Here is a 16,533-nt window from a genome sequence, read left to right on the forward strand (position 1 = left end):
ACATCGCCGCATGTCAGACATCACCGACATCCCCTGTCAGCCTTCGCCCTTGCAGGCCGCTGCCCCCTTGCCATGCCGGGGCACTCACGTAACCTGCCGGGCAATGGCGTGGCGCGCCGGCATCTTCCAGGAGGGAAGCCCAGATGGCCAACGCAACCGGACTGCAGTTCACCCTGGCCCTCGCCGGCACCGAGAACGTCGACCTGGCGGTGGTCGACTTCACGCTGACCGAAACCCTCTCGGCGCCCTTCGCGCTGGTCGTCAACCTCGCCAGCCGCGACGGCGACCTCTCGCCCGAGACCTTCCTCGACCGCGAGCTGACCCTGACGATCTGGCAGGACGGCGCGCCGTTGCGCCGCATCCACGGCGTGGCCACCGAGTTCGGCCGCGGCGACCGCGGCCACCGCCGCACCCGTTACACGCTGACCCTCCAGCCGGCGCTGTGGCGCCTCGGCCTGCGCCACAACTCGCGGATCTTCCAGAAGGTCTCGCCGCTGACCATCATCAACACCCTGTGCGAGGAGCGCGGCCTGCGTGATGTGGCCTTCGCGGTGACCCGCGAGCCCGCCGAGCGCGAGTACTGCGTGCAGTACCGCGAGACCGACCTGGCCTTCATCCAGCGCCTGGCCGCCGAGGAGGGGCTGTTCTACTTCCACGAGTTCTTCGAGAGTGGCGAGAACGAGGCCGGCGGCGTCCACCGGCTGGTGTTCGCCGACGACCCCCAGGTGCTGGCCGGCCTCGGCGAGCGCACCTACCACGGCCGCGCCGGCGGCACGCCGCCGTTGCGTCATCTGCGCAAGCTCCGCCAGGTATCGCGGGTCCGGCCCGCCTCGGCGATCCTCAAGGACACCTCCTTCAAGCAGCCCGGCTATTCACAGTTACATCAGGCCCAACGACACGAGCACGCTGCCGAGGGATTGGAGGAGCATGCGCAGAGAGACGACTACGAGCACTACGACTACCCCGGGCGCTACAAGGCCGACGCCTCCGGCGAGGCCTTCACCCGCCTGCGCCTGGAGCACCTGCGCCACGATGCGTTGACCGCCGAGGCCGAAAGCGACCTGCCCGAGCTCGCCCCCGGCACCCGCTTCACCCTCGCGGGCCACGATGCCGACAGCCTCAACCGCGACTGGCAGGTGGTCTCGGTGGTGCACCACGGCAGCCAGCCCCAGGCCCTGGAGGAGGATGGTGTCACGCAGGGGGATGCCGAAGGGATGGACATGACCAAGTACTACAACACACTGGTGCTGACCCCCGCCGATACCGCCTGGCGCCCCGCGCCCGACCCCAGGCCTCGCGTCGACGGCCCCCAGGTCGCCTTCGTGGTGGGCCCCGCGGGCGAGGAGATCCACTGCGACGAACACGGCCGGGTCAAGGTGCAGTTCCCCTGGGATCGCTATGCCGAACCCAACGAAACGGCGAGTGCCTGGCTTCGCGTCAGCCAGGGCTGGGCCGGCGGCGGCTACGGCAGCATCGCGATTCCCCGGATCGGCCACGAGGTGATCGTGTCCTTCCTCGAGGGCGACCCCGATCAGCCGCTGATCACCGGGCGCACCTACCACGCGGTGAACACGCCGCCGTATCCGCTGCCCGAGCACAAGACCCGCACGGTACTGCGCACCCAGAGCCACCAGGGCGAGGGCTTCAACGAACTGCGTTTCGAGGACCAGGCCGAGCGCGAGCAGATCTGGCTGCGCGCCCAGAAGGACCTGGAGCTGCTCACCAACCACGACCGCACCGAGGCGATCGGCCACGACAGCTTCCTCAGCGTGCACCACGACCGGATCGGCGAGATCGACAATGACGAGCACCACACGGTGCGCGGCAACCGCCATGAGCAGACCAACGGCAGCCAGCACCTGATCGTGCAGGGCAGCCTGCATGTCCAGGCCGGCCAGGCCTGGCTCAGCGAATGCGGCCGCGAGCTGCACATCAAGGCCGGCCACCAGGTGGTGCTCGAAGCCGGCAGCGAACTGACGCTGAACGCCGGCGGCAGCCTCCTCAAGCTCGACGGTAGCGGCGTGACCCTGGTCGGCCCCAGCGTGCGCATCAACGCCGGCGGCAGCCCCGGCTCGGGCTCCGGTCAGGCCGTCGAGACGCCGCTGCTGCCGGGCCGGGCGGTGCCCGAGGTACATGCGGCGATACCGCCCACCGCCCTGCCCAAGCTCGAGGATTACCGGCTCTCCGACGCGACGCTGATGCCGCTGTGCGGCAAGCTGAGCGAGACCACCTGCAGCCGGGGGGATTGCCCATGCCTGGCTGGCTGACCCGTATCGGCGAGCGCAGCCAGCGAGTCGACGCCGTGGCGGCCGGCTTCGCCGCCCAGCGCCCCGTCTATGTGGTACTCGACCAGCGCCGCGCCTCCGAGCACTGCGCCGCGCTCGTGGGCCAACCCGGCTGGCACGACTTCCTGACCCTGTTCGCCGCCACCCCCCTGGCCCCGCTCATCGAAGCGAGCCCCTGGCTGATCGAACTCACGCTCGGCAGCGAGGCCTGGCAGGCCGCCGAGGTCCTGTGCCACGAGCAGCGCCTCGGCTGGGCCTTCCAGCCGGCACAGGCTGCCCGCTTCGACGCGTTGGCCGACCACCTGCGCCGCCTGTTCGTGCTCGACGCCCCCCATGGCGGCCAGTCGCTGGTCAACCTGCAGGACCCAATCGCCTGGACGGCCCTGCTCGCCGCCAGCAGCGACACCGCCTACGCCCACTGCCTCGGGCCGCTCGGGCAGGTCGTCACGCCCACGCCCCAGCCGCACTGGCAGGCGTGGCAGCCTGCCGCCCACGACGGCGAGACCGAGGCGCCGCCACTGACCCACGAACTGGAACAGGCCCTGAAAGAGAGCCAGCGCGCCTGGTGGCTCAGCCAGGCGACCGACATACCGCTGCAGGAACTGCCGCCGGAATGGCTGGAGCGGCTGACACAGCTCGCCGAGGCCGACATCGCAGGCTGGCGGGAGAGGAAACGCCTGCTGCCGCTGGTTCGCCACGCCGATGCTGCAATGTGGCGCCACGCCCAAGCCACCCTGTTCGATACGAGCCTTACCGAAGCGCAGAAAATCAGCGAACTGGAGCGCCTTTCATGACCTCGAACACAGGGCCCGGCAGCCTGCACGCCCCGCTGTTTCTGCCCGAGTTCCAATCCCCCGCTTTCGATGGCGGCCTGGATGTTCCCACGCCGATGGCCTGCGAAGCGGCCCCCTGGGCCGACATTCTCTATCTCACCGGTACCGGCACCTTCTGGCTGCTCACCGAGGAGGTGGCCAAGGCCCTGCACGAAGCCGCCGAGGCGCTTGCCGGCTGGGTCAAAGTGGCAGACCCCATCCAGCGCCTGGAGCATCTCAATACAGACGCCAGCCTGTTGGAGTGCTTCCTGCCGGCGCGGCCGGAAAACTTCCTGGATGAGGCCGAGCGCGATCAGGCAGGCGAGAAGCTGAAGCGCCTGGGCGAACTGATGCAGGAACGCGGCGACGAGGAGACCGATCCGGCTCAGCGCGTCAGCGCCCATACCCCGCTAAACGAGAACTTCTGGTTCTGGGTCTCTCCTCTTATTGTCGGCGCTCCCCGTCTCTGGGACCGGGTATGGAATGCCGAGGAGACCCGCCTGGTGGAGGAGCTTCATGCCCTCTACCGCCGGGGCATGGAGCGCGCCAGGGAGGAAGGCTATGTGATCGATGGCAACGGTTACTACGGCCCCTGGGAAGCGGAGATCGAATCGGCGCTGGAAACCTATCGGCAGTGCCGGGCCGCCGTCATCCAGAAGAACGCCTCCGTCGACCAGCCGGGCGCCTTGCTGCCGGTGCGGGAAGCCTTGGTGGAGTACCAGGCCTTCCTCGCCGACTGCGAATCGATGTCGCCCAAGGACTCGTCGCGCTGCGCCATTATCGGTGATTTCGTTAGTCACGAAGCGGAACGGCTCGATGCCGACCTGCGAGCCTACTGCGACAGCATTCTCGCCCTCGCCACCCTGGGTGTCGCCACGCCGGAGTGGGCCCTGGCCGATGCGCCGCTGAGCGGATCCCCCGCCGGACTCGAGCCCGGTATCGAGGCCTTCGATCACTACAACCGTGTGCTGAAGCAAGCCGCAAATCTGTTCGGCGAAGTGGAAGCGAAACTCGGGGAGTGGGCCACGGCCACCGCACGCCGCTCGGCACTCCCCATTCACCTCTTTCAGGAAGAGCGCGAGGCCTTCAACCAACTGGTGGAACAGTTGGACGTCCTCTACCAACTGGCCGAAGCGCAGGTACAAGGTATGCGCCCCCAGCGGGTGTTGTTCTGGCAAGCGGACATCAGCGACCAGCGCCATGCCCTGGGCTACCATCGCCAGAATATCGACGTGCTGGCCCGCAAGGACTTCCCGCTGCGCGAATTCAGCTCGCCCCGTGCCGAGCAGGCGTTGAGCCATGTCAGTCTGCGCCACCTGCTGCGCGACGTGCGTGACGGGGAGCGCCCGGCGCTGCTGCGCGACCTGGAGCAGGATGGCGTGCTGCCCGCCACGCTCTGGGAGGCCAACGAAACCGCCCTGTCCAACTGGCTGGCACGACGCGGCTGCGAACGCATCGAGCGACGCGCCGACTGGTTCGAGGAGCGCCTGGGCTTCTTCGTGCCCGACGCTTTCTTCGACTATCTCGACGCCCAAGGGTATGAGGTGCAGTCTCTCCAGCAAGAAAGCGCCAAGAGCGCCTGGGCGGAGACATTGCAGCGCATCCTGTTCACCGGCCCCAGCCGGGAGCGCCTGCGCCTGTTCGATGCCAGCGCCCAGGCGCAGATGCTGCGTCTGGTGGGCATGCCCCATGCCTCGCTGAACGATGCGCTGGGTGTCCACCTCGACGAACCGGTGACCCTGATCGAGCGCGAGGCTTCGCTGGAGCTCTTCGAGTGGGAGAAAAAATCGAAGGCGGAAGGCTCGGCATCGGCGCAAGTGCGGCAGCGTCGCGAAGTCGCCGGCGAGCGTAACATCGGCGGCCCTCGCCACGGCCCCTGGCGTGCCAGCGAGGGCGCAAGCGGCACGCCGCGCCCCAGCGCCGGGGCCAAGTACCAGTTGGAGTTGAAAGGCACCTACAGCCTGGCGCGTGGCGAAATCAGCCTGGGCACGCTGTACCTTCCCCATGAACGCGATGCCACGCCATTCGCCGCGGTACTGACGCAACGCGAGAACGAACTGCGCGACCTTGGGTGCTACTCGCTGCAAGCCGCGGCGGTCGCCAAGGGGTTCGCCGGTGCCACCCTGGCGCTGACGGCCGAAACCGGGCTGGGCTTCGATCACAACGGCGTCAAGCTCACCGGGCTCGAGTGGGCCCAGCGCGAGGCTCAAGGGGCCACCTTCAAGGCCTTCGCCGGTGCCACGGTGGGGGTCAACACGCGCTGCAGCATGCGCTGGCAGCCGCCGGCCGACATCACCCGGCAATTGCCCCAACTGGCCGACCGCGACTGGCTGACCCTGAGCAACCAGCAGGCCGAACTCACCGCCTGGCGCACTCTCGGCCATGCCGTGCTGGGGCTGGAAGCCGCCGGAGGCATCGGCGGCGAGCTCGGCCTGCGCCTGGGCATTCACCAGGGCAAGTTCGTGGCCTACTTCAAGGGCAAGGTCGTGGCGGGCAAGGGCGTAGGCGGCCAGATCGCCATGGAGCTCGACCTGCAGCAGCTCAACTTGTGGCTGATGATGCTCAGCCAGGCGCTGCGCGACAACGACTACGCCTTCGTCGACTGGGTCGACCGCGACGCCTTCGAGGGCATGAGCCGGCTGGCTTACCTGGCCACCACCACCCTGCTCGACGTGGGCCTGCTCGCCGCCCGGGGCCTGGACGGTATCCAGCACCTCTACGACCTGATGACCCAGAGCGACCGGGCGGGGATGGTTGCTTATGCAATTGTCGATGCGGCGGGAAACCCTGAACAAGCGCCTCAGCTAGCAGCTTGGATCAGGAACCTCTATCCGGAAGCCCTAGGGCCGCTACTGAATACCCTGACGTTCCCGCCGGGCTGGCGCGGCTATACCATCGACGGCAAGCACTACGACCGCAACCAGGCCACCGACCTCCAGCAGATCGCCATTGCCAACTGCCTGGGCTGGCTGGAAGAAGGGTATATTGCCAGTGGCCATTACGACCGCGCCAAGGCCCAGCACCTGTTCGAACGCGCGGTGGCGCGGATGTCGCTGGACGGCACCTATGACGAAGCACGCGGTTGGGGGGCGGCCTACTGCCAGAACCGTTACCGGCTGGATCAGTTTATGCAGCATATACCTGGAACGATGGATCAGGATGCTCAAGAGGCACGTGATAAGTATCGTCTTATCGCTTATCGATTGGGTCTAGAGGTCGACGATTACTGTCAGCTACGTACCTCACCCAGAGGGACCTTTGTCGTCTATACCGATACGGACCGTTGATCTTATGCGCCAGACAATGAAAGCCAGTTTGCTGTTGGCGGTGTTGAGCTTACCCATCGCCGCCTGGGCCCTGGAGCCCGAGGTGCAAGCCGCCAAAGACAAGGGGATGCGGCTTTATAACATTGGCCACTCGACAGCAGCCCTTCCCTATCTGCAACAAGCCGCAGAAGCGGGGGATGTCGATGCCATGTATTACATGGGAGAGGCGGAGCGGCGACAGCATATGATGGGTCTGACCCGAGAAGCCATGGAATGGTATTTAAAAGCCGCAGCAGAAGGCGATGTTTACTCCATGCTGCGGCTGTTCCAGGGTGGTGCCTGCACCGCCGGTGATCGTTGTCCCGATGGGTATGAGGACTGGCACCATGCCGCCCTGGCCGAGGCCCAGCCCCAGGCCGAGGCCGGCGATCCCGATGCCATGCTGGCGCTGTACCACATCTACGCCCATCTCGATGCTTCTCGATTAACGGGGATTTACAACATGCTGGGCATTCCCAGCCGAGCAGGCAAATGGTTGGAGCGTGCCGCCGAAGCGGGACTCCCTGAAGCCCAAACCCTCTGGGGCCGCCAAATCATGGGGGGGCGCGGCTGGTACTGGACCAACGGTCGCCGGCTCAGCGCCGCCGCGGCATGGTTCCGCCAAGCGGCGGAGCAGGGGTATGTGCCTGCCATGGATCGATTAGCGGCAACGCTGTCCAACTTGGGACAACACCAAGAGGCATGGTCTTGGTTCGTGGCGGCATCAGAGCTAGGCCATATCAATGGGCGACGCTGGCTTGGCTCCTGTTATATGGAGCCGGAAAAGGATGCCGTCTGCCAGGTTGATAAGGATTTAGTAAAAGGCTGGGCAATTTATTACGCCATCCATGAAGAGCTAGGAAATACATCGTCTGCCAGGAGTTTGAGTTTACGTAGCCATATGCTTGATGAAAGCAAGCAACAAGAAGCTGAAGCCTTGGCAGAGCGCGAATGGATCGGCCGCGAGCCGCCGCTCTCGAACTTTCCCCCGCGCTTTGGCTACTGATCCGTCCTATGTCACTCCTGCTGACATTCGCTCTTCTGATGCTGCCGATAACGGTCTGGATGCGCACCTCACCCAGAGAGACCTTTGTCGTCTATACCGATACGGACCGTTGATCTTATGCGCAGAATAATGAAAACCAGCCTGTTGGTGGCGGTGTTGAGCTTGCCCATCGCCGCCTGGGCCCTGGAGCCCGATATTCAGGCGGCCAAAGACGAAGGCATGAGGCGTTGCAACATCGGGGATTACACTGCTGCGTTCAAGAGCCTCTCCAGAGCTGCAGTATCGCCTATGCAGTTCTGGAGGGGGCTCTTCCGTTCGCGGCAACACCTACTCGTTCTGCCTGAGTTCGCTCCGGGGATCAGGCCATGGCGCTTCCCGCCAACGGCTCCCGAGCGGCAACCTAGAGCCCGGCGTTGATCACCATGCAGTCCATGCCTTCCTGTACCAGGCTGCGGCAGGCACGGTAGGCCTGGTTCTCGTCGAGGTTGACCAGGCGCGCCCGAAAGATCTTCTGCGGCCCTGCTGTCTCGTCCACGTCGATGCGGGCCCCGGACAGCTCGCTGGTCAGGCGATCGGCGGCGCGGCTGGCCAGGCTGCGGGCGTTGCCGGCGTCGCTGAAGGCACCCACCTGGACGCCCCAGCCTCCACTCGAGCCCACCGGCTCGAGGCGATGCGTCACCCGCTCGGGAGAAGCGGCCGGCGGTTCGGAGCGTGCGATCAGGTCGCGAATCGGGTCTTCCGCAGACCCCTGCTCGGTCCCCGAGCGCACGGCGGGAGGTGCCGAGCTGGCCGTCGGGCTCGCGATCGCTGAGGTCTCGATGCTGGCCAGCAGCGTCGACAATCCATCACTCGATGCGGCGGGGGCTTCCGGTGTCGACACACTACCGCGGTTGGCGTTGGCCATGAAGTCGCCGGAGAAGTCCGACTGCGCGATCCAGTCGCCACGCCCCAGCAGCGAGGCGCGCACGAAGCCGCGGTCAAGCAGATCCGCCATATGGGCGTCCCGGGACTGGGCGGTGAACCCGCCCATCACCACCGACAGAATCCGACGCCCGTCGCGTACCGCCGAGGTGGCGACATTGAAGCCGGAGGCGCGAATGAAACCGGTCTTGAGGCCGTCGGCCCCGGCATAGTTGCGCACCAGCCGGTTGTGGCTGGTGTGGGTGGTACCGCGGTAGGTGAAGCGCTGGGTGGAGAAGTAGTGGTAGTACTGCGGGAAGTCCTGCATCAGGCGGATCGATAGCGTGGCCATGTCCCGAGCGGTGGTGGTCTGGCCGTTGTCGGGCAGCCCCGAGGCGTTGCGGAACTGGGTGACCGGCATGCCGAGTTCGCGGGCCTTGGCGGTCATCATCTGGCCGAACTGACGTTCGCTGCCCCCCAGCGCCTCGGCGACCACCACGGCCACGTCGTTGGCCGAGCGCACCACCAGGGCGAAGATGGCATCCTCCACCGAGATGCTGGAGCCGGCCTTGAGCCACAGCTTTGAGGCCGGCATGGCGGCCGCCTGAGCCGACACCGGCAGCGCCTGGTGCAGGCTCATGGAGCCGTTCTCCAGCGCCTCGAACAGCAGGTAGAGCGTCATCATCTTGGTTAGCGACGCCGGGTAGCGTGTCTCGTCGGCATTGGCCGCATGCAGCACCTCGCCGCTCTCGACGTCGACCACGATGGCCGCGTAACGCGGATTGGCCTTCGCCGGCATGGCAATGAGCATCGCCAGGCACGCCAGCAGCGCGAGTGCCGTCATGCCATGGCGCCGATTTGTGGTTATGGTTGCGGTCACCATATGCGTTCCCTCTGAGTTCCCCTGCGCGCCGTCGACGCGGCCCTTCATACTGCATTATGAACAGGATTTCCATACTGTACAGGGTGAATAACGTGGGACAAGGGCCGTATTTGTCGGCTTCATTCCACATCTCCCTCTCATTGCCAGGCCGGAAAGGGGTCCGGCAACGCTTCCCAGACCGCCTTTCCCGCCGACAGTTCCCCGTCGCTCAGCAGGCAGTCGTCGAGCGCCCGGCGGATCCGCTCCCGGTCGAGGTGCTGGCCGATGAAGACCAGCTCCTGGCGCATGTCGCCGAAGGGCTCCTGCCACTTCTCCATGATCGCGGCTCGATACTCCGGGTCGTCGGGCCAGCGCGACTCGGGCACCGCCTTCCAGAACAGGCCGGCGAAGCCGTGATGGGCGATGCCCCCGGCCTGGCTCCACTGCCCCGCATACTGCGGCCGGGTGGCCAGCCAGAAGAATCCCTTGGAGCGTAGCAGCCGACCGCCGAACCAGTCACCGTGCAGCAGCTCATGGAACTTCTGCGGATGGAAGGGGCGGCGGGCGTGATAGGCGAAGCTCGAGATGCCGTACTCCTCGGTCTCCGGCACGTGCTCGCCACGCAGCTCCTTGAGCCAGCCGGGGGCCTGCTGGGCACGCTCGAAGCTGAAGCGGCCGGTGTCGAGCACCTTGTCCAGTGCGACCCGGCCGTTGGCCATGGGGATCAGCTCGGCGTCAGGGTTGAGCGTGCGCAGCACCGCCTCGAGCTCCGCGAGCCGGGCCGCGTCGATCAGGTCGGTCTTGCTGATCAGCAGCACGTCGCAGAACTCGATCTGGTCGACCAGCAGGTCGGCGACGTTGCGCTCGTCTTCCTCGCCCAGGCTCTCCCCGGCCTCGGCCAGCGACTGGGCCTCGCGGTACTGGGCGAGGAAGTTGACGCCGTCGACCACGGTGACCAGGGTATCGAGCCGGGCCATGCTGGAGAGGCTGCGGCCGTGCTCGTCCTCGAAGGTGAAGGTCTCGGCCACCGGCAATGGCTCGGAGATGCCGGTGGACTCGATCACCAGCTGGTCGAAGCGCCCCTCCCTCGCCAGGCGGCCGACCTCGATCAGCAGGTCCTCGCGCAGGGTGCAGCAGATGCAGCCGTTGCTCATCTCGACCAGCCGCTCCTCGGCGCGATTGAGGGCGATCTCCCCGTCACCGTCGGGCGTGCCGCGCACCATGGCGGCATCGATGTTGACCTCGCTCATGTCGTTGACGATCACCGCCACGCGACGCCCCTCGCGGTTGGCAAGGATATGGTTGAGCAGGGTGGTCTTGCCGGCACCGAGAAAGCCGGACAGCACGGTGACGGGCAGGGTATCGGACACGCGGGTCATCACTGGTCTCCTCGGGATTTGCTGAAGTGGTGCTCGCGCTGCTCCTGGCGCTCCTTGGCCTCCAGGCAGAGGGTCGCGGTGGGGCGCAGCAGCAGGCGCTCCAGGCCGATGGGCAGGCCGGTCTCCTCGCAGTAGCCGTAGTCGCCGTCGTCGATCCGCCGCAGGGCCTGGGCGATCTTGTGCAGCAGCCGTGTCTCGCGGTCGGCCTGGCGCAGCAGCAGGCGCGTCTCCTCCTCGATCGCCGCGCGGTCGAACTCGTCACCTCCCTGCTGATGGGCCCCGATGGCGTCACGCACTTCCTTGAGGTGGCTCTCCACCTCGGCCTGCTCGGCCAGCAGCCGCTGGCGAAAGAACGCCAGCTGTTCGTCGTTCATGTAGTCGTCTTCCGGCATGGCCAGCAGACGCATCGCTTCCGGGCTACGCGCCATTGGTGGGTCTCCTGCGGGGGGCATCAAGATAGCAATGTTATATTATTGCATTCTTGGCGCAAGCCTCTGCTCCGACATCGCCTCATGCCGGGTCGATCATCACCGCTACCTGCCGGCCCCGCTGCGCCCGCACTCAGTCTTCCTCGATCGTCAGCAACACCTCGTAACGGTAGTCGCGCTCCAGGCAGCTGAGGGCCCAGCGGCACGCATGGGGATTGTCGACCTGCAGATACCAGGTGCCGGCCGCCAGGCGCTCCTCGATCCGGAAGTTGCTGTCGGCGCCGCTGGTCCAGTCGCGTGTCACGACCCGCCCCTCGCTGTCGAGCAGCTGTCCGGCGGGGGAAACGGTGCCCACGTCCGCGGGGTAGGTGAGGCTCTCCAGCACCACCTTGGCGGGGGCCTCCAGGGTGAAGGTGAACAAGCGCTGCCCCGCCGTCACGACCTGGTAGGGCCGGCCGGGCACCAGCTCGATGGCGCCTTCCCGAGGGTCGTGCACGCCGGCACAACCGGCCAGTGCCCCCAAGCAGACGACGCACAGGAGGAATACGCAACGACGCATGACAAGCTCCCCTTCCCGGACACACGATCTGCACTGCCGCCACCTTCCACCGGCGGAAGCACGGTACCCTTGCACCTATCTTGCTCGCAGGAAGCCATGTCGGGAACCCTCGGCAACACCCACGCCGGACGGCTCACGCTCGGCCTCATCCCGTCAACCGCTGCACCCCCAGCCAGATCAGGCGCAGGGCGAGCAGCGTCAGCACCCCCTTGAAGAGGGTATCGAAGCGGTGGTCGGAGAGCCGGCGCAACAGGTGCAGGCCGAGCCAGGTGCCGACGACGCCGGCCACCACCATGGCCAGCATCAGGCCGAGCCAGTCGCGGAACACGAAGCCGGCGACCCCGAACACGAAGGCCTTGGTGAGGTGCTGGCAGGTCATGCAGGCGGCGAAGGTGGCGACCCGTGGCAGGCGCTCGGTCAAGTGCTGCTTGACGAAGGCCGCCACCAGGGGGCCGGTGGCCCCCACCAGGCTGGAGAGGAAGGTGGTCAGGGCCCCGGCGAGCAGGGTGCCGCCCCGGCCGAGCAGGCGCTGCGGCCACCCCGGGCCCCAGCAGGAGTAGAGCACGAAGGCGGCGATGCACAGCTCCAGCACCCCGGCGGGCAGGCGCACCAGCAGCCAGGCGGCGACCAGGGCGCCCAGCACCACTCCGGGCAGGAAGGCCGCCAGCAGGCCGCGATCCAGGTGCCGCCAGGTCATCGCCGCCCGGCCACCGTTGGAGCCGAGCTGTACCATGCCATGTACCGGGATCAGGGCGGTGGCCGGCATCACCTGGGCCATCACCATGATCAGCAGGGTGCCACCGCCGATGCCGACCGCGGCGGAGAGCCCCGAGGTCAACGCCGAGAGCAGCACCAGGCCCAGATTCAGGCCCGCCGACAGCGGCGAGAGCGCCTCCAGCATCATGAATCGATCACTCGATACGCCCCTCCTCCACGGCGTGACAGGCCGCCTCGCTGCCGTCGTCGCGGGCGATCAGGGCCGGCACCTCGCGCTCGCAGCGTGCATTGGCATGGGGGCAGCGCGGGTGGAAGGCGCAACCGGTGGGCGGGTGCACCGGATTGGGCACCTCGCCCCGGATCACGCTGCGCTGCTTGCCAGCCCCCTCCAGCGACGGCACTGCCTGCAGCAGCATCTTCGAATAGGGATGGTGTGGCGTGGCGAAGAGCTGATCGGCCGGGGCGATCTCGGCGATGCGCCCCAGGTACATCACCGCGATGCGGTCGGCCATGTGCTTGACCACTGCCATGTCGTGGCTGATGAACAGGTACGTCAGGCCATACGCGTCCTGCAGGTCGCGCATCAGGTTGAGGATCTGGGCCTGCACCGAGACATCCAGCGCCGAGGTGGGCTCGTCACAGATCATGAACTCCGGCTCGTTGGCTAGCGCCCGGGCGATGGAGATGCGCTGGCGCTGGCCGCCGGAGAACTCGTGGGGATAACGGTCGGCGTCCGGGGCGGACATGCCCACCTGCTCGAGCAGCTCGCCCACCCGGCGCCGGCGATCCAGGGCGCTCATCTCGGGGCGGAAGAACCGCAGCGGCTCGCCGATGATGGTGCCCACCCGCCACAGCGGGTTGAGGCTGGCGTAGGGGTCCTGGAAGATCATCTGGAAGCGCTTGCGCAGGCTGGCCGCCTGCCGCCCGGTGCGATCGGCGAGGTCGCTGATGTCCTCGCCGTCGAAGGTGAGCGCGCCGCGGGTCAGGCCATGGAGCCCCACCACCAGGCGCGCCACCGTGGACTTGCCGCACCCGGACTCTCCCACCAGGGCCAGGGTCTCGCCGCGACGGATCGAGAAGTTCACGCCGTCCACCGCCTTGAGGGTCAGCCGCGCGCTGCGCTCCAGCACCCGGTTGAGCCAGGGTTTGGAGACATCGAAGTAACGGGCCAGGTCCCGGACCTCGAGCAGCATATCGCCGCTCGCCGCTTCCCGTCGTGGCCTGGCGATCGGCTCAGCGCACATGGGCATTCTCCTTCCGGTCGCGCCTGGGCAGCGGATTCACCGGGTCGTGCAGCCAGCAGGCCGCCTCGCCCCTGCCGGCCGGCATCAGGTCGGGGCGCTCGCGGCGGCACCGCTCGGCGGCGTGGGGGCAGCGCGGATGAAAGGCGCAGCCCGAGGGGATCGCCGCCAGCCGCGGCATGGCCCCCTCGATCTGGTAGAGCCGCCTCAGGCGCTTCTCGATGCCGGGGATCGAGGCCATCAGCCCCTCGGTGTAAGGGTGCCGGGGGTGGCGGATCACCTCGTTCACCGGGCCGATCTCGATCAGCCGCCCGGCGTACATCACCGCCACCCGGTCGGCGGTCTCGGCGATCACCCCCATGTCGTGGGTGACCAGCATCACCGCGGTGCCGTGCTCGGCACACAGTCGCTTGAGCAGCGCCAGGATCTGCGCCTGGACCGAGACATCGAGCGCCGTGGTCGGCTCGTCGGCGACGATCAGCTCCGGCTCGGCGGCCAGCGCCAGGGCGATCACCACCCGCTGGCGCATGCCGCCGGAGAACTGGTGGGGGTAGCTGTCGAGCCGAGTCTCCGGGGCGGGAATGCCCACCTCGGTGAGCAGCTCCAGCGCCCGCTCGCGGGCTCGGCGCTCGTTCATCGGCAGGTGGGCGCGGAGGGTCTCGACCAGCTGATCGCCGATCGAGAACAGCGGGTTGAGGCTGGTCAGCGGGTCCTGGAAGATCATGCCGATATGCTTGCCGCGCAGCGGGACGAAGTCGTCCTCCGCCAGGTCGTCGATACGTCGGCCGGCCAGGTGGATCTCGCCGGCGGCGATGCGGCCGGGCGGCTCGATCAACCGGATCACGGCGTTGCCGGTCATCGACTTGCCGGCACCCGACTCCCCGACCACCCCCAGCACCTCGCCGGGGGCGATATCGAAGGAGACATCGTCCAGCGCTACCAGGGTGGCATGGCGAGTGGGAAACTCCACCCGCAGATGGCGCACGCTGAGTACCGGTTCCTGACCGGGTACCGACTCGGCGGGCGCGTGATCCTGCGCCGGGGAGCCCCGAGTATTACCTGAGCTTGGGGTTGAGGACATCACGCAACCAGTCTCCCAGCAGGTTGACGGAGAGCGCCAGCATCAGCAGCGCCCCCCCGGGGAAGAGCAGGATCCACCACTCGCCCGAGAACATGTAGTCCTGGCCGACCCGGATCAGGGTCCCCAGGCTCGGCTGGGTGGGCGGCATGCCGACCCCCAGGAACGACAGCGTGGCCTCGGCGATGATCGCCAGCGCCAGACCGATGGTGCCGATCACCAGTACCGGACGCAGCACGTTGGGCAGGATGTGCTGGAACAGGATCTTGCGCGCCGGCAGGCCGATGACCCGCGCCGCCTGCACGTACTCCTTGTTCTTCTCGACCATGGTGGCGCCGCGCACCGCCCGGGCGTACTGCACCCAGTCGGAGAGCCCGATGGCCACGATCAGCACGATGATCGCCACTTCGGCGTGCAGGGAACGCGGCAGGAAGCCGCGGATCACCCCGAAGATCAGCAGCGCCATCAGGATCGACGGGAAAGTCAGCTGCACGTCGGCGATGCGCATGATCAGGGCATCGCGCCAGCCGCTGCGAAAACCCGCCAGCAGGCCCAGGCCGGTGCCCAGTACCAGCGCGAAGAGTACCGCGGCGAAGCCCACCAGCAACGAGATGCGCGAGCCGTAGAGGATCGCCGAGAAGACATCGCGACCCTGGCTGTCGCTGCCCAGCAGGTAGAAGTTGCCGGTGAAGTCCGAGGTGGTCAACGGCGGCGTGAAGGAGTCGATCAGCTCCAGCTGGCGCGGATCGAAGGGGTTCTGCGGCGCGATCCAGGGGGCGAACAGGGCGCCGGCGAACAGGGTGAGCGTCACCAGGGTGGCGAGGATCACCACCGGCTGGCACTTCCAGGAATAGACGATATCACTGTCCAGGAAGGTACGCAGTCGGCTCGGCTTCGGCGGCACCACGGGGGCGGTATCGGTGCCCCGCACCTCGCGGCTCATTTGCCACCCCCCTGCACCCGCAGGCGCGGATCGACGGCGTAGTAGAGCAGGTCCACCACCAGGTTGATGACCACGAACACCAGCCCGATCATCATCAGGTAGGCGGCCATCACCGGGATGTCGACGAAGCGCACCGCGGTGATGAACAGCGCCCCGACGCCGGGCCACTGGAACACCGTCTCGGTGATGATGGCGAAGGCGATGATGGTGCCGAGCTGCAACCCGATGATGGTGATCACCGGGATCAGGGTGTTCTTCAGTGCATGGCGCAGGTTGACCACCCGCCTGGAGAGCCCCCGGGCCCGGGCGAACTTGATGTAGTCGGTGCTGAGCACCTCGAGCATCTCGGCGCGCACCAGGCGCATGATCAGGGTCAGCTGGAAGAGCCCCAGGGTGATCGCCGGCAGGATCAGCGAACGCAGGCCGCTGGCGGTGAGCAGCCCGGTGGTCCACCAGTCACCGAGGCGCACCGTCTGGCCGCGGCCGAAGGCCGGCAGCCAGCCAAGCTCCACGGCAAACAGGTAGATCAGCAGGATGCCGATCAGGAAGGTGGGCAGCGAGACGCCGATCAGCGAGACGGTCATGATGGCGTTGGACAGCCAGCTGCCGCGCCGGATGGCGGTGTAGACCCCGAGCACGATGCCCATGATCACGGCGAAGATCGCCGAGATGATGGCGAGTTCGAGGGTCGCCGGGAGCCGCTCCAGGATCAGGTCGGTCACCGGCCGTGCCGAACGGTAGGAGATTCCGAACTCGAACTGGGCGGCATTGACGATGAAGTGCCAGAACTGCACCACCACCGGCTGGTCGAGCCCCAACTGGGTACGCAATGCGGCGCGGTCGGCCGGGGTGGCCTCCTGGCCGAGCATGTTGAGCACCGGATCGCCGACATAGTGGAACAGCGAGAAGGCGATGAGCGCGACCACCGACATGACCAACAGGGCCTGGAGGACGCGCTGGATCAAGAACGCAAGCATGGGGGCTCCACGTCAACGCCCCCGGCCGCGGGTGGCGGCCG

General features: G+C 67.2%; 13 protein-coding genes. 4 read left to right on the forward strand and 9 right to left on the reverse strand.

Annotation, left to right across the window (positions count from 1 at the left end):
• The first annotated feature begins 143 nt into the window (after positions 1-143).
• From AC5W54_RS13820 to AC5W54_RS13835, 4 genes are read left to right on the forward strand one after another with little or no spacing between them, the layout of a single operon-like run.
• The gene (locus AC5W54_RS13820) at positions 144-2,267 is read left to right on the forward strand and encodes a type VI secretion system Vgr family protein (protein WP_495962661.1); all 2,124 of its coding nucleotides are present in this window, start codon (positions 144-146) and stop codon (positions 2,265-2,267) included.
• Complete coding sequence (locus AC5W54_RS13825) at positions 2,252-3,079, forward strand: DUF4123 domain-containing protein (RefSeq protein ID WP_495962662.1); 828 nt, start codon at positions 2,252-2,254, stop codon at positions 3,077-3,079. Before AC5W54_RS13820 ends, AC5W54_RS13825 begins: the two co-directional genes overlap by 16 nt.
• Positions 3,076-6,384, forward strand: a complete 3,309-nt coding sequence (locus AC5W54_RS13830) for a hypothetical protein (protein WP_495962663.1) — start codon at positions 3,076-3,078, stop codon at positions 6,382-6,384. The genes AC5W54_RS13825 and AC5W54_RS13830 overlap by 4 nt, the downstream gene beginning before the upstream one ends.
• 4 nt (positions 6,385-6,388) lie before the next feature.
• A complete protein-coding gene (locus AC5W54_RS13835) occupies positions 6,389-7,408 on the forward strand; it encodes a tetratricopeptide repeat protein (protein ID WP_495962664.1) in 1,020 nt (339 codons plus the stop codon).
• Positions 7,409-7,808: 400 nt separating this feature from the next.
• On the opposite strand, the gene AC5W54_RS13840 is transcribed toward AC5W54_RS13835, so the two are convergent.
• From AC5W54_RS13840 to AC5W54_RS13880, 9 genes are all read right to left on the reverse strand, one after another.
• The gene (locus AC5W54_RS13840; protein ID WP_495962665.1) at positions 7,809-9,152 is read right to left on the reverse strand and encodes a serine hydrolase; all 1,344 of its coding nucleotides are present in this window, start codon (positions 9,150-9,152) and stop codon (positions 7,809-7,811) included.
• A 176-nt stretch (positions 9,153-9,328) separates the two neighbouring features.
• On the reverse strand, positions 9,329-10,549 hold the full coding sequence (gene zigA, locus AC5W54_RS13845) for a zinc metallochaperone GTPase ZigA (RefSeq protein WP_495962666.1): 1,221 nt from the start codon (positions 10,547-10,549) through the stop codon (positions 9,329-9,331).
• Positions 10,549-10,977 (reverse strand): RNA polymerase-binding protein DksA, encoded by a 429-nt coding sequence (gene dksA / locus AC5W54_RS13850; RefSeq protein ID WP_495962667.1) that lies wholly within the window; start codon positions 10,975-10,977, stop codon positions 10,549-10,551. Before dksA ends, zigA begins: the two co-directional genes overlap by 1 nt.
• Positions 10,978-11,110: 133 nt before the next feature.
• Positions 11,111-11,536 carry a PPC domain-containing protein gene (locus AC5W54_RS13855; RefSeq protein ID WP_495962668.1) on the reverse strand — a complete coding sequence of 142 codons (426 nt, stop codon included), beginning with the start codon at positions 11,534-11,536 and terminating at the stop codon, positions 11,111-11,113.
• Between the two features lie 145 nt (positions 11,537-11,681).
• Positions 11,682-12,440, reverse strand: a complete 759-nt coding sequence (locus AC5W54_RS13860) for a sulfite exporter TauE/SafE family protein (protein ID WP_495962669.1) — start codon at positions 12,438-12,440, stop codon at positions 11,682-11,684.
• A 7-nt stretch (positions 12,441-12,447) separates the two neighbouring features.
• Positions 12,448-13,497, reverse strand: coding sequence for an ABC transporter ATP-binding protein (locus tag AC5W54_RS13865; RefSeq protein ID WP_495962670.1), 1,050 nt, complete (start codon positions 13,495-13,497; stop codon positions 12,448-12,450).
• Positions 13,487-14,575: an ABC transporter ATP-binding protein gene (locus tag AC5W54_RS13870; RefSeq protein ID WP_495962671.1), complete on the reverse strand. Its 1,089-nt coding sequence runs from the start codon at positions 14,573-14,575 to the stop codon at positions 13,487-13,489. The genes AC5W54_RS13865 and AC5W54_RS13870 overlap by 11 nt, the downstream gene beginning before the upstream one ends.
• Positions 14,550-15,515 (reverse strand): ABC transporter permease, encoded by a 966-nt coding sequence (locus tag AC5W54_RS13875; protein ID WP_495962672.1) that lies wholly within the window; start codon positions 15,513-15,515, stop codon positions 14,550-14,552. The genes AC5W54_RS13870 and AC5W54_RS13875 overlap by 26 nt, the downstream gene beginning before the upstream one ends.
• The gene (locus AC5W54_RS13880) at positions 15,512-16,492 is read right to left on the reverse strand and encodes an ABC transporter permease (RefSeq protein WP_495962673.1); all 981 of its coding nucleotides are present in this window, start codon (positions 16,490-16,492) and stop codon (positions 15,512-15,514) included. Before AC5W54_RS13880 ends, AC5W54_RS13875 begins: the two co-directional genes overlap by 4 nt.
• Between the last annotated feature and the right edge of the window lie 41 nt (positions 16,493-16,533).

The organism is Halomonas sp. LMYGS-3 (assembly GCF_059509875.1).

Bases quoted from the DNA above. Each gene is read 5' to 3' on its own strand.
- zigA (WP_495962666.1), bottom strand. From the start codon at position 10,549: ATGACCCGCGTGTCCGATACCCTGCCCGTCACCGTGCTGTCCGGCTTT.
- AC5W54_RS13830 (WP_495962663.1), top strand. From the start codon at position 3,076: ATGACCTCGAACACAGGGCCCGGCAGCCTGCACGCCCCGCTGTTTCTG.
- AC5W54_RS13825 (WP_495962662.1), top strand. From the start codon at position 2,252: ATGCCTGGCTGGCTGACCCGTATCGGCGAGCGCAGCCAGCGAGTCGAC.
- AC5W54_RS13855 (WP_495962668.1), bottom strand. From the start codon at position 11,536: ATGCGTCGTTGCGTATTCCTCCTGTGCGTCGTCTGCTTGGGGGCACTG.
- AC5W54_RS13880 (WP_495962673.1), bottom strand. From the start codon at position 16,492: ATGCTTGCGTTCTTGATCCAGCGCGTCCTCCAGGCCCTGTTGGTCATG.
- AC5W54_RS13875 (WP_495962672.1), bottom strand. From the start codon at position 15,515: ATGAGCCGCGAGGTGCGGGGCACCGATACCGCCCCCGTGGTGCCGCCG.
- AC5W54_RS13820 (WP_495962661.1), top strand. From the start codon at position 144: ATGGCCAACGCAACCGGACTGCAGTTCACCCTGGCCCTCGCCGGCACC.
- dksA (WP_495962667.1), bottom strand. From the start codon at position 10,977: ATGGCGCGTAGCCCGGAAGCGATGCGTCTGCTGGCCATGCCGGAAGAC.
- AC5W54_RS13860 (WP_495962669.1), bottom strand. From the start codon at position 12,440: ATGATGCTGGAGGCGCTCTCGCCGCTGTCGGCGGGCCTGAATCTGGGC.
- AC5W54_RS13865 (WP_495962670.1), bottom strand. From the start codon at position 13,497: ATGTGCGCTGAGCCGATCGCCAGGCCACGACGGGAAGCGGCGAGCGGC.
- AC5W54_RS13835 (WP_495962664.1), top strand. From the start codon at position 6,389: ATGCGCCAGACAATGAAAGCCAGTTTGCTGTTGGCGGTGTTGAGCTTA.
- AC5W54_RS13840 (WP_495962665.1), bottom strand. From the start codon at position 9,152: ATGACGGCACTCGCGCTGCTGGCGTGCCTGGCGATGCTCATTGCCATG.
- AC5W54_RS13870 (WP_495962671.1), bottom strand. From the start codon at position 14,575: ATGTCCTCAACCCCAAGCTCAGGTAATACTCGGGGCTCCCCGGCGCAG.